Origin of the sequence: Methanoculleus thermophilus, from assembly GCF_001571405.1 — an archaeon.
GTDB classification, from domain to species: domain Archaea; phylum Halobacteriota; class Methanomicrobia; order Methanomicrobiales; family Methanoculleaceae; genus Methanoculleus; species Methanoculleus thermophilus.
The window spans coordinates 345,190-358,067 of sequence record NZ_BCNX01000003.1 but is presented as its reverse complement, the minus strand read 5'-3'; the positions used below and the strand labels follow the sequence as shown (position 1 = coordinate 358,067).

At 56.8% G+C, this 12,878-nt stretch carries 14 protein-coding genes; 5 read left to right on the top strand and 9 right to left on the bottom strand.

Annotation, left to right across the window (positions count from 1 at the left end; genetic code table 11):
* The coding region (locus tag MCUTH_RS01875) for an IS256 family transposase (RefSeq protein WP_201784927.1) at nt 1-597 on the top strand (597 nt) is incomplete at its 5' end.
* Nucleotides 598-625: 28 nt separating this feature from the next.
* Here the strand turns inward: MCUTH_RS01875 and MCUTH_RS01870 are convergent.
* Genes MCUTH_RS01870 through MCUTH_RS01860 form a run of 3 tightly spaced genes read right to left on the bottom strand, consistent with a single transcriptional unit; the run spans nt 626 to nt 3,220 of the window.
* Nucleotides 626-1,639 carry an oligosaccharide flippase family protein gene (locus tag MCUTH_RS01870; RefSeq protein ID WP_161937560.1) on the bottom strand — a complete coding sequence of 338 codons (1,014 nt, stop codon included), beginning with the start codon at nt 1,637-1,639 and terminating at the stop codon, nt 626-628.
* Between the two features lie 8 nt (nt 1,640-1,647).
* Entirely contained in the window at nt 1,648-2,592 is a 945-nt protein-coding gene (locus MCUTH_RS01865; protein ID WP_066954630.1) for a polysaccharide deacetylase family protein, read from the bottom strand.
* 55 nt (nt 2,593-2,647) lie between these two features.
* A complete protein-coding gene (locus MCUTH_RS01860; RefSeq protein ID WP_224732793.1) occupies nt 2,648-3,220 on the bottom strand; it encodes a UDP binding domain-containing protein in 573 nt (190 codons plus the stop codon).
* A gap of 346 nt (nt 3,221-3,566) precedes the next feature.
* Here MCUTH_RS01860 and MCUTH_RS01855 point away from each other — a divergent pair, with 346 nt between their 5' ends.
* Nucleotides 3,567-5,507 (top strand): heavy metal translocating P-type ATPase, encoded by a 1,941-nt coding sequence (locus tag MCUTH_RS01855; RefSeq protein WP_066954627.1) that lies wholly within the window; start codon nt 3,567-3,569, stop codon nt 5,505-5,507.
* On the opposite strand, the gene MCUTH_RS01850 is transcribed toward MCUTH_RS01855, so the two are convergent.
* The 3 genes from MCUTH_RS01850 to MCUTH_RS01840 all read right to left on the bottom strand — a co-directional run bounded on the left by MCUTH_RS01850 (nt 5,455) and on the right by MCUTH_RS01840 (nt 8,475).
* Nucleotides 5,455-6,384, bottom strand: a complete 930-nt coding sequence (locus tag MCUTH_RS01850; RefSeq protein WP_083524713.1) for a cupin domain-containing protein — start codon at nt 6,382-6,384, stop codon at nt 5,455-5,457. The two genes, MCUTH_RS01855 and MCUTH_RS01850, sit on opposite strands and share 53 nt — an antisense overlap.
* A gap of 123 nt (nt 6,385-6,507) precedes the next feature.
* Nucleotides 6,508-7,587 (bottom strand): DMT family transporter, encoded by a 1,080-nt coding sequence (locus MCUTH_RS01845; protein ID WP_066954625.1) that lies wholly within the window; start codon nt 7,585-7,587, stop codon nt 6,508-6,510.
* Nucleotides 7,588-7,689: 102 nt separating this feature from the next.
* Nucleotides 7,690-8,475 (bottom strand): ABC transporter substrate-binding protein, encoded by a 786-nt coding sequence (locus MCUTH_RS01840; protein ID WP_066954622.1) that lies wholly within the window; start codon nt 8,473-8,475, stop codon nt 7,690-7,692.
* Between the two features lie 214 nt (nt 8,476-8,689).
* Between MCUTH_RS01840 and MCUTH_RS01835 the strand changes: the two genes are divergently transcribed.
* Both MCUTH_RS01835 and MCUTH_RS01830 read left to right on the top strand, forming a co-directional pair.
* Nucleotides 8,690-8,935: a DUF2795 domain-containing protein gene (locus MCUTH_RS01835; protein ID WP_224732794.1), complete on the top strand. Its 246-nt coding sequence runs from the start codon at nt 8,690-8,692 to the stop codon at nt 8,933-8,935.
* A gap of 162 nt (nt 8,936-9,097) precedes the next feature.
* A complete protein-coding gene (locus MCUTH_RS01830) occupies nt 9,098-9,802 on the top strand; it encodes a glycerophosphodiester phosphodiesterase (RefSeq protein ID WP_066954726.1) in 705 nt (234 codons plus the stop codon).
* Between the two features lie 8 nt (nt 9,803-9,810).
* On the opposite strand, the gene MCUTH_RS01825 is transcribed toward MCUTH_RS01830, so the two are convergent.
* Nucleotides 9,811-10,509 (bottom strand): alpha/beta hydrolase family protein, encoded by a 699-nt coding sequence (locus MCUTH_RS01825; protein WP_066954616.1) that lies wholly within the window; start codon nt 10,507-10,509, stop codon nt 9,811-9,813.
* 179 nt (nt 10,510-10,688) lie between these two features.
* On the opposite strand from MCUTH_RS01825, the gene MCUTH_RS01820 reads away from it, so the two are divergent.
* Entirely contained in the window at nt 10,689-11,744 is a 1,056-nt protein-coding gene (locus tag MCUTH_RS01820) for a S1C family serine protease (RefSeq protein ID WP_066954613.1), read from the top strand.
* Between the two features lie 105 nt (nt 11,745-11,849).
* Here MCUTH_RS01820 and MCUTH_RS01815 read toward each other — a convergent pair whose 3' ends face one another.
* Together MCUTH_RS01815 and MCUTH_RS11265 are read right to left on the bottom strand one after the other, a co-directional pair.
* Nucleotides 11,850-12,437, bottom strand: a complete 588-nt coding sequence (locus MCUTH_RS01815) for a nitroreductase family protein (protein ID WP_066954610.1) — start codon at nt 12,435-12,437, stop codon at nt 11,850-11,852.
* Nucleotides 12,438-12,503: 66 nt separating this feature from the next.
* Nucleotides 12,504-12,785 carry an acylphosphatase gene (locus tag MCUTH_RS11265; RefSeq protein ID WP_083524710.1) on the bottom strand — a complete coding sequence of 94 codons (282 nt, stop codon included), beginning with the start codon at nt 12,783-12,785 and terminating at the stop codon, nt 12,504-12,506.
* Nucleotides 12,786-12,878: the final 93 nt, after the last annotated feature.

Here is a 12,878-nt window from a genome sequence, read left to right as displayed (position 1 = left end):
GTCGCCGGAGTGCGCGAGGATGGTTACCGGGAGATCCTCGGCGCAAGAATCACAGATTGTGAGAATGAGGAATTCTGGTCGGGACTCTTCGAGGACCTCAAAGAACGAGGACTTGCCGGGGTTCAACTGGTCATCTCTGATGGGCATACCGGCATCCAGAAGGCGGCTGAAGCCGCCTTCCTCGGTGCATCCTGGCAGATGTGTCAGGTTCATTGTACCCGAGCCGTCTTGAGGAATATTCCTCGGAAACACCAGAAAGAGGTTGTAGAAGGCCTGAAGGAGGCCTATGGAAGTGAACAAAGGCTTCAAGATCTCGCCGATGACCTGAATGCCAGGGGGTACCGGAAAGCAGCCAATACCATCGAACGGTTCCTCCCGGGGTTGATGAGTTACACGGCATTCCCAAAACAGCACGGGAAACGGATCCGAACCACAAACCTGATGGAACGGGTCAATAAGGAGCTAAAACGAAGGACCAAGGTCGTAGGAGCGTTCCCGAACGAGGAATCCCTTCTCCGGCTGGTCGGATCTATCCTGATGGACATCAACGAGGAGTGGGTCACCGGCAGAAGGTATTTGACCATGGAGAAGGAATGATCAGGCAAGGAGACGGGGCTCAGGCAAATTACAGAAGATCTGAGACGTTACCAATTGCTGCAATCGGCCACCCAAATATTATTAACAGGATTGTAATCTTTTTAATACGCTCAAAAAGCATTACTTTATTGGGGCACATAGATGCAACAGGAAAAAACACGGTCACAAAGATGTTGACACAAAGGAGTATTACAGTTGTGAAAGAGTAATTATACGCCCAATAGAGTCCTACATCTGAAACCGTAGCGTATTTGTTAATAAATATTTTATCAATATTGCTATAGAGGATAAATGAAATTCCTCCCATCAACGAATAGACACTATATTTGTGTAATTTACGTGCCCATGCTCTGTTAAACTTGGGCCGCAGGTATTCCCTGAGGATTACCAGGATAATTCCTCCTATCATGCCATAAGCAATCAACATCGAGAATAATGAGGATTTGAACGAGAGTTCCTTGAAAAAGAAGACTGAAATAAAAAACGCACAGAGTAGGATCACAGCATGCACTGGCATCAGTCGTGAATATGCTCGCATCATGTGGAGGCTTTTGAGAGTCTCGGTTGTAAGCGTATAAAACACAAACAGGACGGCGAAGAGTACTGCAAAAAGGAATACTTCATGAGATATTGAGAATATGGCCGTGAGCTCGTTTGAAAAAATGAAATAAACTAGGAGAGATACAACTGTGAACAAGAATACTAAGATGTAAGTCGTCGAGATGATGCATCTCTGCCTTGCAAAATCAATTTTCTCGGCATTGTACTTGATCATTGCCGTGTGAAACCCAAGCAGCATAGGGATATAGAGGAACATGGCCACCGATTGGATCAGCGTGAATGTTCCATACTCCAATGGCCCTAGCCAGCGACCTGCAAGTATATTAAACGAAAACGAGAAGACTGATGCGACAATCGTCCCGATGCCCACGTAGGAGAGGTTTTTGATAAACTTTTCAACCTCAGTACTGATCTCTTCATGGAAGATCGCTCTGTAGATGGTATTGGTGAGAGCGAATAGTATGCTATATGAATTAGTCATAGATTTCATCAAAATATCTTTTTAAATGCCGCTTTCCAGCCCAATCCGAGAATATTCCTATTTAGACCTAACAAATACGGGACAACTCGAGTGGAGGGATTGACCGGGGCATACTCATGAACCTCAGATGCAAATCTGAAGTTGATATTCCGGTGCTGGGCTATGAACCCCAGAAACTCATCCATCACCGAGAGGAAGTAAGGATCTGTCATGCAGGGCGAGTGGAGGCAGATGTGGAAGAGGGGCATCCTCTGACTGTAGTACTCGGTGAAACACGCCTTCAGCCAGGATAGGCCAACTTGGGGAACAACTTCGGGGTTTACATTTCCGGCATGGAACATCTGAGATATGGGCACAATCAGGAGAGGAAGATCGCCCTTCTCCTGATAGTCATGCTCGCTGGGACGGTACGGCATACAGATACGAGGCAGTTTTGACCAGTCATAATGGCAGGGCCTTGAATGGGCGGGGGCTGAGCAGTCCCGTTCCACTCCTGCGGATATCAGTGCTCTGACCGTATTGTTATCGATAGACCACTTACCAGCCACAAACGTGGTCGGTCTGACCCCCAACGATTCGGTGATGCAGTCCGAACCAGTCTGGATCATATCGAGCTGTTCTTTGTATGGGTAGCCTCTCAGCACCGTGGAGGTGGATGATTGATGACAATGCTCCCGCAGGTACTTGTCACCGACATGAAAGGTGAAGCCGCTCTGCCAGAATTCTTCCCATCCCGGGTGGATATGCAGCCCGACTTCGTGGTTGATGTCCCTTGGGAAAGCGCCAACCACCTCAGGCATTACGGCAAATGTTACCTTGGCTCCGTGTCTATCCGCAACCTTGATCAGGTTCGGGACACCCTTGCTGACGCCCTCCGTGGCATTCTTGTCAGGGATAACCTCTCTGGCATGTACAAATCCAAACTCGGTGTGAACGACGATGATTACGTCCATGCATTTATCCCTCGAAAGGTTATGTTTCCGCTCCTTTTCGTCATAACCGGGGATCTCACAACGTACAATACATACACTCCTCCCGCACCCCACCATTATTCCGGAGCATCCCGGTCACGTCCACGATGATCGGCTTCCCATCACAGATGGAGAGCACCGCATCCAGCGTCAGCCCCGCAAAGACACTGTGCGGCGAATTGATAATGATGCAGTCCACCGGATCCTCGAGCCCCTTGAGCGACGCAACTGGCTTTGCCCCGAACTGTTCGATCTCGGCCGGGGAGAGAAGGGGGTCATACCCGGACACATCGATATCGAACTCCTTGAGCTCGTGGATCACCTCCTCGGCCGGGCTCTCCCTTGTATCGGGGACGTTCTCTTTGTAGGTCAGGCCCATGATGAGGACTATTGAATCCCGGATCACCTTGCCGACCCGGTTCAGCTCCTTGATCGCGATCTCGGCGATGTGTTTGGGCATGGCGTCGTTGATCGCCCGGCCGGCCAGGATGTTCACATCGAGGTCACCAATTGTTCGAAGATGTTGCGAGAACGCGACAGTGCGAGGGTAGCCAACGTATCCAAGGCCGACGACGCAAACAGATAAACTCGCTATCGATCCCTGAATCATAAGGCGGTCTCCTCTAGAGCCATACCCTGATGCAGGGTATTCCAGGAACTTTACTATTTAAATGTTCTTGAAATCCATGCAGTTCTGATTAGAGTGGAGCGATGTCAGGACCTAGTGGCCTCATCGCGGTATTACCATTAATTCCGGGATCGATCGGATCCAATTATGCAAATTAGGGCAGTCTCGCCAGTGCCGCAGGAGAATTTCTCACGTCAATTACTGTGAAACTTACCCAGGCATTGCCTGGACATGAGGTCCTCACTATATTTATGCAGAGCTGCCCAACACCTCTGCAGTATGCTGGAGTCCCGCGTCCAAAAGATCGAAGAGCATTCGGGGGTAGACCATGGCAGGGGATGACGCGTGTCCATCCTGCCCACGCTGCCGGGCCGGGGTCTGCGAGATCCACAGACCGGCCATCACCCGCCGCCAGATCACGATCTTCGCGGTCTCGGGCGCCCTTCTGCTTCTCGGCATATTTATTGAGTACTTCACACCGTACCCGTTCATCGGCACGATCCTGCTGCTCGCCGCCGCGATCATCTCCGGTTACGAGGTCCTGAGGTCCGGGTTCCTTGCCCTGATCCGGCTCCAGTTCAGCATCTCCGTGTTGATATCCATCGCAGCAGCAGGTGCGTTCCTGACGGGCAATCCTGCCGAGGGTGCGACAGTTCTCTATCTCTACGCCATCGCCGAGTTCCTGGAAGAGTATGCTGCCGGGAGGGCGGAGCGCTCGATAGCCTCGCTCCTTGAGATCGCTCCGCAGACCGCTCGGGTCCGGCGGGGCGATGGTGAGGTGATCGTCCCCGTCGGCGAGGTCGGAGTCGGGGAGATCGCGATCGTCAGACCTGGCGACACCGTCCCGCTCGACGGCGTTGTCATTGCCGGCGTATCCTCGGTCAACCAGGCCGCGATCACGGGAGAGAGCGTCCCGGTGGCAAAAGGTGTCGGGGACGATGTCTACGCCGGGACCCAGAACGTGGAAGGCTACCTCGAGGTTCGGGTGACAAAGCCCGAAGAGGAGAGCACGATTGCCCGGGTCGTGGCCCTGGTCGCGGAAGCCCAGGCCCACACCTCCCCCACCGAGGCCTTCATCGAGCGGTTCTCACGATACTACACCCCGGCGATCATCCTCCTCGCCGCCCTCCTCGTCGTGATCCCCCCGCTCGCCTTCGGTGTCCCATTCATCGAGGCGTTTTACCGGGCGCTGATCCTCCTCGTCATAGCCTGTCCCTGCGCACTTGCCATATCCACCCCGGTCTCGATGGTCTCGGGGATCACGACTGCAGCGCGTAACGGGGTGCTCATCAAGGGCAGGGACTCCCTCGAGGCCGTGGGACACGCAAAGGTGGTCGTTTTCGACAAAACCGGGACGCTCACGACCGGAAGGCTTGAGGTGGTCGATGTGATCGGTCTTGCGATGCCGGCGGGGGAGGTACTCAGGATCGCTGCGTCGCTTGAGTCCCGTTCCGGTCACCCGATCGCAGAAGCGGTTCGGCGGCGGGCGGTGGAGGAGGGCATCGCGCTCCGGGATGTGGAGGAGTTCGCCTCGATCACCGGCAGAGGAGTTCAGGGCAGGATCGGCAGCGAGAACTACCTCCTCGGAAACGAGGCGCTCTTTGCCGGGCTTGAGAGCGGGCTCTGGCGGACTGCCTACGAGCGGCTGGAGAACGAAGGAAAGACCGTCGTTCTCGCCGGCACTGACTCACAGGTCATCGGACTCATCGCGCTCTCCGACGTGATCCGCGAGAATGCGCAAGAGACGGTGGCCGAACTTAAGTCGCGCAATATCCGGACGGTGATGCTCACCGGGGACAACGAGCGCGTAGGGAGTGCAGTGGCCCGCCGCATCGGGATCGACGAGTGCCATGCCGGACTCCTCCCCGAGGAGAAGGTGACAATGGTCGAGCGGCTGATGGAACGCTACGGGCTCGTGGTGATGGTCGGTGATGGCGTGAACGACGCGCCGGCGCTTGCCCGGGCGAATGTCGGGGTCGCGATGGGGGCCATAGGGTCGGATGTCGCGATCGAGGCAGCCGATATCGTCGTGATGGAGGACGACATATCCCGGATTGCCTACCTCGTAACTCTCTCCAAGAAGACCGTCTCGGTCATCCGGCAGAATGTCACAGCAGCACTCGTCGTCAAACTCGGCATCGCCGCACTCGCCGTCCCGGGTCTGGCCACCCTCTGGATGGCGGTGGCAATCGGGGATATGGGGCTCTCGCTTGCGGTCATTGCCAATGCTCTGCGGATAGGCCGGCCGAACGACGGGAATCAGCCGTAAAAAAGGAGGGTTTCCAACCCCAGAGGCCGGTCTTTTCCGGTGTCCACGTCGGATCGATGAACGAGAGGATCACTGTCGTTTTGTTTACGGTGTTCCGGGTCTCCTTCACCACGTTGGGGGGGATGTAGGCAGCGCTCCCTGCTGGAATACGGATCGTCCCCCCATCGGGCGTGGCGACCTCAATCTCACCCTCAATCACGTAGAGGAGATCGGATGAATCACGGATTCCATCAAAGCCCAGATATCCGCCCGGCAGGAGTTCCACGTAGGCAATGCTGTAAGCGATCGGGATCACTGTCTCGTTCATCAGCACCGGGTTTAAGAGGGTGTAAGCTGCCGCCTGCGACTCAAGGTCCCACTCGATCCCTCCCCGGGGATCGGCGATGACAAGCGGCGCACCATCCGTCATCTTGTTTGACGGGTCAGGTCCGTCTACCAGAACCTCGATTTCCTCCGTAAAGGGCGGCTGAACTGCACTGAGATAGGAAAGATCGGTCTCCCCGATGGAGGTTATCGACTGCAGGGCCCCTTCCGGCAGGAGTACGGTCTCTCCCTCGCGAATGATCACCGTCTCGTTATTACAGGAGATCTCTGCCACCCCGCCGATCACGTGGACTACCTCGGTGCTTCCGAGCAACCGGTGTGGGGGCGTTGCGTTACCCGGTGGGATGACAACGTATCCCAGGCTGTAGTTGGTCTGGACTCCGGGTATCTCCCGGCCGACGATCTCGCTGATGGTTGCCTGGCCGCCGAAGATGGGGGCCGGGTCTGCCGGCGTGATCAGCGCAATACCTGCCTCTCTCGGGGGCTCACTCGCGGTGAGGCATCCGGCGGAGAGGAGCACGCCAGCGAAGAGAAGAAGGATGATTTTCTGCATGAAAAATCACTCCATCATTGAGATGATAAACCCGATCATATCTACCAAGAGGTTACAGAGGTCTATCCAGGTCCAAGCTCTGTAACATGAAAAGAACAAAGGTAAAAGTCGTCCACCACCGGCCTACCGATGGGAGTGGCGATGGTGGATATCGGGCTGGTGCGGATGCTCGTGGACGATCTCATCATGGGCATGCATATGCGAGTGCTCGCCGGTCGACGTGAGCGGAGGGTCGTCAGCCGTGTGAGCGTGGTCGTGGTGAAGGTCGTCATGGCGGTGGCGGTGCTCGTGAACGATCGCCGGGTGCCGGTGGGGATGGGAATGCTTCTCAGAGACCAGCAACCAGGCACCAAGCGCCATGATGGGCAACGCGATATAGAAGGCCCCCGCGGGGAGTTCCGCGAAGAGAAGGAGCGAGAAGATGACGCCGAAGAACGGGGAGATCGCAAGGAGTGACCCCGCCCGTGCCGCGCCGATACCGCGAAGAGCAAGGAGGAAGAGAATACTCGTTAAACCGCCGTAACAGAGAAACCCAACGATCATGGCTGCAGCGATTGTAGATGGATCCGGGAACTGCTCCCCGGTGACAAGTACGAGGATGAGTGTGATGACGCCGGCGCCGATTCCCTTTATGGAGATGACGAGAAGAGGGTCTTTTGCCGAGAGTCGCTGCCCTAAGTTGTTGTCGATTGCCCAGAAGACGCATGTGAGCAGGATGCCAAGCGCCGAAAGGGATAGCCCGAGACTGCCTGTCGGCTCCCAGGTCAGGAGGATGCATGCAGTGGTAATAAACCCGAGCGCAATCCAGACACGGCGACTCACCCACTCACGAAAGATCGTCGCGGCAATCAGCGTCGTTGCTACGGCCTCGAAGTTCAGGAGGAGCGCAGCCGTCGCCGCCGGCGTTCCCGGGAGGCTGAATATCAGGGTTACCGGAGCGAGGAATCCACCAAGGACCATTACCCCGATAAGCCAGGGGAGATCGCCCTTTCCAGGCGGCGCCTCAACGTAACTTCTCCGGGTACCCACCGCTGCCCCGATGATGGAGAAGAGCAGGGCACCCGAACCGCTCCCGAGCGAGACCAGCGCCGCGAGCGCGAGCGGCCCGGCCTCGCCGAGGAGGAGTTTGGTGAACGGGGCGCTCCCGCCGATGAGGACCGCCGTTATGAGCGCACAGAGGACGGGTACCTGGTAGTGCGCCAGGGTAGACGCACTATGGTCTATCTCGGTAGGTTTGTGTGGATACAGAGGAAAGGCCTCCAGATAGGTTGAAGGTTGTGAAAAAGGGAGAGAAGTAGTCCCCGATCAGTTCAGGTTATACTTCTCTTTGAGTTCTTCCCAGTAGGGATCGGCCTGCAGTTCTGCAAGTGCCTCGTTCATGAACTCAAGAAGAGCGGTATCCTCCTTGCGGATAGCGACACCGAACTGCTCCTTAGTCTCGACAGATCCGATGATCTTGAGCGGCTTGCCCTCAATATAGGATCCCAGGGAGAGGTCGTCGTACATGACTGCGTCGATTCTACCGATCTCAAGGTCGCTGACGGCAGCTGGTGTGTCGACGTAGAGCTTCAGGTTAGCTGCGGGCATCTTTCCTGTCTCGATCAGGTTCTTTTCGATCCAGGTTGCAGCGGTGCATCCCCGCTGCGCTCCGAGGACCGCCTTGCCTGCAAGGACATCATCAAGTGTTACGTTCGAGTCCTCACGGACTGCGACATCCTGGTTGACCGTCCAGTAGGGGTTGCTGAAGTTGACGGCCTCCAGCCTCTCGGGGGTGATCGTCATTCCCGCGTAGACCATATCGATCTTCCCTGCCTGGAGACTCGGGATGATGGCGTCCCAGTCAATGGCCTTAAACGTCACGTTGATGCCCTTCTTCTCGGCGATCCATCTCATGGAATCGACATCGAATCCCTGGGCGTTGCCGTCTTTGTCAACATAACTGAACGGTGCGTATGAACCGTCGATACCGACGATATAGGAATCCTTCAGTTCATCTCCACCGGCCTGAGTCGTGCCGGTACACCCTGCACCGGCTACTGCCAGCACTGCAACGATACAGACGAGCAGCGTCAGAATGCCATGCGATCTCATGGAAAGGGGTTAGATAGGTAAGTAAAATTAACCTTTTGATTTGGCCCTCGATAACGGCCTGGTCACACAAAGAGCCGTTGTGAAGTGGCGCCCCCTCTCATCGCCCTCCAGGCAGCCCTGCTGCTTATAGACGATATCTATTTATCACATCTCCTCCTTCATAAGTCGCTCCTGAATGGGGGCGCGGATTTGGTGGTGAGAACGTATGAGAGGTATGAAAGAATCTGCCATGGGCGGGATGTCAAAGGCCGCCGGGGCTCTGCAGGGACTTGACCCACGGCTCATCGAGCAGCTCTCTTCCAGGATCAAGTTCCCTGCGTCGAAGGAGAGTCTTATCTCCCAGGCAAAGGAGAGCGGGGCATCCCAGGGCGTCATTGATATGTTGAACCAGTTCGAGGACAAGCAGTACAACAGCTCGGATGACATCAAGTCCGAGATTCAGAGGATTCAGGGGAAATAACCTTTTTTGACTTGAGGGCGAATTGCCCATCCGAACTACCGCGCCAAAGACTGAGTGTCCGATCCTATCCTGCATGAACCATAGCAGTCAGTATCGATGCCACCCACATGGATGCTCCCGGGATCCGCCATCTATATCTGGTTCCGGGATTCATGGCGCTGCATGCTCATCGTCGGACACCGCGGCGCGAAGGGCGTCGAGCCAGAGAATACCTTGCGGGCCCTGCGGAGGGGTATGGAATGCGCCGATCTCGTCGAGGTCGACGTTCGCCTCACAAAAGACGGTATCCCGATCGTTATCCATGACGCAACGGTCGACCGGACAACCGACGGGACCGGACCGATCAAAGGTTACACCATCGAGGAGATAAAAAAGCTGGATGCAGGCCGGGGTGAGACGATCCCGACACTCCAAGAGGTTCTCGGCCTCGTTCGGGGAAAGACAGGGCTTGTCGTGGAGATCAAGGAGCCCGGGACAGAGGCCATCATTGCCTCAGTGCTCATGGATCAGATGCCGGAGCGGCTCATCCTGGTCTCGTTCCACCCTGAAAGCGTCGCGATGGCAAAGAGGCTCTTTCCCGGAGTGCAGGCGGGCCTGATCTACTCACAGAATATCGATGATCCTGTCGGGCTTGCCCGTTCGGTGCAGGCAGACCTTATCCTCCCGCGATGGGATCGGGTTTCACGAGAGGTGGTAGATCAGGCGCACAGTGCCGGGCTGCTCGTCGTCCCCTGGATACTGAACGATGAAGAGACCATCGGCAAGGCGCTCCAGCTCGGCGTCGATGGCTTTGCAAGCGACGATCCTTGTGCTGTACGGCGATACCTGCAGGGGAGGGGTGTAGAACTCCACGTCCCATCAGGGTGAAGGACCGGTCAGACAAGTGTTCCCGGCAGGTGCTTGAGGATCCACGCCTTCACCTCGACATAGAGGCTCTCGGCCACCTCATCGAGCGTATGCCCTGCTCCATCGTAGACAATCAATCGTCTCGGCTCGTGTGCACGCCGGTAAACATCCTCCGAATAACGGGGAGGGAGAACCGGATCGGCATTCCCGTGAAGGAGGAGGACCGCCGCACGACCGGCGAGGTCCGCGACCGGTTCGGTTCCGGCGGCCTGGGTTGATATAGCGACGACAACCCTGACAGCCGGGTTGTTCGCCGCTGCCTGGATCGCCACGGCTCCTCCAAAAGAGTGCCCAATCAGCCCGATTGCCGAAAGACCCTGGCTCTCGAGGTAGCGTATACCAAGAACCGTATCGATAGTCGACTCCACGAGATCGGTTGGATGCCGGTAACGCACACCAAGTGTGCTGATCCGGTGGTTCAGGAAGTCCTTTGCCAGCCGCGGGTAAAGTCCCCGGGCAGGGGAGTCAAAACCGCCGCCGACCCCACCCACCATGACAACGCCGTTTCTGGCCTGCTCCGCTTCACAGTAACGGCAGATGGTCGTCCCGCGGTCGGTCTCGATCTCAACGAGATCATAAGCCTTGTCGGCCTGTGGCACCCTCCTTATGTCCGTGGGGTGTACCTCAATGCTTGTTGCATCCACTTCAATTGCCGCCGTCCCAAGCATGGTGGGCAGTAGACTCAGTCCTCTATATCTCCTTTGCGGGGGAGGGCCAGGAAGACGATCGGACCGGTGGGCTTCTGCGTGACTCAAAAGAGAGGGCGAGCTTTGCATATCATACGCGGCGTTATCTCGCCAACCGGTGCAGAAAGTACATTACTATTAGATTTAAATTATATAATACAATGGATAAAATAAACTGCAAACTCTTCCAGCAGGTTGGAGATTCTCAACCGGTATCCAGGGCACATCAGTCCTCTGCAACCCTCGATACCGGAGAGTCGGACGCCGACCTCCTTGATGCCTACTCCCGGGCTGTCATCCAGGTCGTTCATTCCGTGGGGCCAGCGGTTGTGAGTGTGGTCGTGGGGAAGAGCCTTCAGGGTCGGCGGGGTGAGCGGATTGGAGCAGGCTCCGGTGTGGTCGTGGCACCGGAAGGCTACATCATGACCAATAACCATGTGGTTCAGGGGGCAGGGAGGATCGAGGTCCGTACGTCGGATGGGGCCACACTTCCCGCACGCCTGGTTGGGGCCGATCCCGTGACCGATCTCGCTGTGCTCCGTGCCGATGCTACGGGGCTTGCATATGCATCGTTCGGAGACTCCGGATCACTCTCCGTCGGTCAACTCGCAATAGCCATCGGCAACCCGCTCGGCTTTGATTCGACCGTCTCAACGGGAGTTCTGAGCGCTCTCGGGCGGTCGTTCCGGAGCAGAGACGGCCGCCTGATCGAGAATATCATCCAGCACACGGCCCCCTTAAATCCCGGCAACTCCGGCGGACCGCTGGTGGACTCCCGTGGCCGGGTCATCGGTATCAACACGGCCATCATCCCCATGGCCCAGAGCATCTGCTTTGCGATCCCATCCAACACCGCCACCTGGGTCCTCCCCCAGCTGGTCGCCGACGGCAGGGTGCGGCGTGGGTATCTCGGCATCGCCGGCCAGTCGCGGCCGCTCCCGCGACCGCTCATCACGGCGCTCGGGCTCACTAAAAACCAGGCGGTCGAGGTTGTCTCGGTGAACAGGGCAGGTCCCGCCGATCGGGCAGGACTTCGGCCAGGCGACCTGATCGTGGCGATAAATGGGACCAGTGTGGGATGCGTGGACGAACTGCATCGTTTCCTCGCCACGTGGCCCATCGAAAAACCGGCAACCCTGACGGTCATCAGAGGAGGGCAACAGATCACGCTCTCGATCATCCCCGTGGAAGCAATCGCGTGCCCTGTAACCGGGTAAGCGGCGGGCCGAGCGGCTCGCCGGCAAAGACTAAATTGCTCAGGGCCCACACCGGGATCCCGGTCGGTGACCCATGACCCCCTCCCTCATATGCCCATAGAGATGTTAAGGGATCCACGTTATCCGGGGCTCCCGACGCTCTGCTTTCGGGAGCAGTGGACCGGGGTAGCCGAAGATCAGCGGCGCCACGATCTGGTAATCGTCCGGAACCATCAGTTTCGCGAGGAGTTCCGGGTTCTGCTCGACGAGGGTTGCAGAACCGATCCAGCAACTCCCAATCCCGAGCGCCCAGGCAGCAAGCATCATATTCTCCGCGCAGAGGGTGCAGTCCAGAACACTCGATACGACCTCCCGTGCACCGAGGACCAGGACAAGCACCGGAGCGTTATAGAAGATGCTGTATTCGGGATCTTTGAGCGCCGCTAGAAACTCTTCTGTTCCCGCATGTCTCTCTCCTTCGATCTTCTCCGCTAGGATCGGCTTACAGAAGTCGGAGATCTGCCGCATCAGGCCCTTATCCTTCACAACCACGAACTGCCAGGGCTGAAGTCCAAGAGCATTCGGCGCCTGGATGCCCGCAGCGATGATCGTCCGGATCACCTCATCGGGGACTTCCTGGTCGGTGTAGTTCCTGACACTCCGGCGTTCCCGGATCACAGAGAGGAACTCAACCGGCTCTACATCTCTCAGCATGAACCTCCTATAGTCCACTGACGTTATTAATATCCTGCCAAGAGCGAGACTTGCATGGCATCTTCTTCACCGAAGTATGGAGAACCCGGTAAGATCCCCCGAGTATGCCTCAGGAATGACGCGCACATCATCAACCCGAGCCGTTTCAGGACCACGACGGCAGAAATCAATCATTTGCTGCACTTGCTCCTGGTATCCCTCAAAGACCGCTTCTACACGCCCGTCAGCAAGGTTCCTGACCCAGCCGGTGACACCATGGGTCCGGGCTTCATCCTCTACTGCCCATCGAAACCCGACACCCTGTACCCGACCGCTGACCAGTACGCGCACTCGGACTCTTGTTGCCATATCAGAAGGTCTGCGTGGAAGAACTTATCCGTACCCAAATTCCCCTAACATAAGCGCAGGTCAAGACCCCTTGATGCCTGGGAATGGCGCCCA

What these genes read in the sequence shown, in the direction of transcription:
- MCUTH_RS01860 (WP_224732793.1), bottom strand. Translation starts at nt 3,220, where the DNA reads ATGATTCAGGGATCGATAGCGAGTTTATCTGTTTGCGTCGTCGGCCTT.
- MCUTH_RS01830 (WP_066954726.1), top strand. Translation starts at nt 9,098, where the DNA reads ATGCTCATCGTCGGACACCGCGGCGCGAAGGGCGTCGAGCCAGAGAAT.
- MCUTH_RS01815 (WP_066954610.1), bottom strand. Translation starts at nt 12,437, where the DNA reads ATGCTGAGAGATGTAGAGCCGGTTGAGTTCCTCTCTGTGATCCGGGAA.
- MCUTH_RS01870 (WP_161937560.1), bottom strand. Translation starts at nt 1,639, where the DNA reads ATGACTAATTCATATAGCATACTATTCGCTCTCACCAATACCATCTAC.
- MCUTH_RS01820 (WP_066954613.1), top strand. Translation starts at nt 10,689, where the DNA reads ATGGATAAAATAAACTGCAAACTCTTCCAGCAGGTTGGAGATTCTCAA.
- MCUTH_RS01840 (WP_066954622.1), bottom strand. Translation starts at nt 8,475, where the DNA reads ATGAGATCGCATGGCATTCTGACGCTGCTCGTCTGTATCGTTGCAGTG.
- MCUTH_RS01825 (WP_066954616.1), bottom strand. Translation starts at nt 10,509, where the DNA reads ATGCTTGGGACGGCGGCAATTGAAGTGGATGCAACAAGCATTGAGGTA.
- MCUTH_RS01855 (WP_066954627.1), top strand. Translation starts at nt 3,567, where the DNA reads ATGGCAGGGGATGACGCGTGTCCATCCTGCCCACGCTGCCGGGCCGGG.
- MCUTH_RS01850 (WP_083524713.1), bottom strand. Translation starts at nt 6,384, where the DNA reads ATGCAGAAAATCATCCTTCTTCTCTTCGCTGGCGTGCTCCTCTCCGCC.
- MCUTH_RS01835 (WP_224732794.1), top strand. Translation starts at nt 8,690, where the DNA reads ATGAAAGAATCTGCCATGGGCGGGATGTCAAAGGCCGCCGGGGCTCTG.
- MCUTH_RS01865 (WP_066954630.1), bottom strand. Translation starts at nt 2,592, where the DNA reads ATGGACGTAATCATCGTCGTTCACACCGAGTTTGGATTTGTACATGCC.
- MCUTH_RS11265 (WP_083524710.1), bottom strand. Translation starts at nt 12,785, where the DNA reads ATGGCAACAAGAGTCCGAGTGCGCGTACTGGTCAGCGGTCGGGTACAG.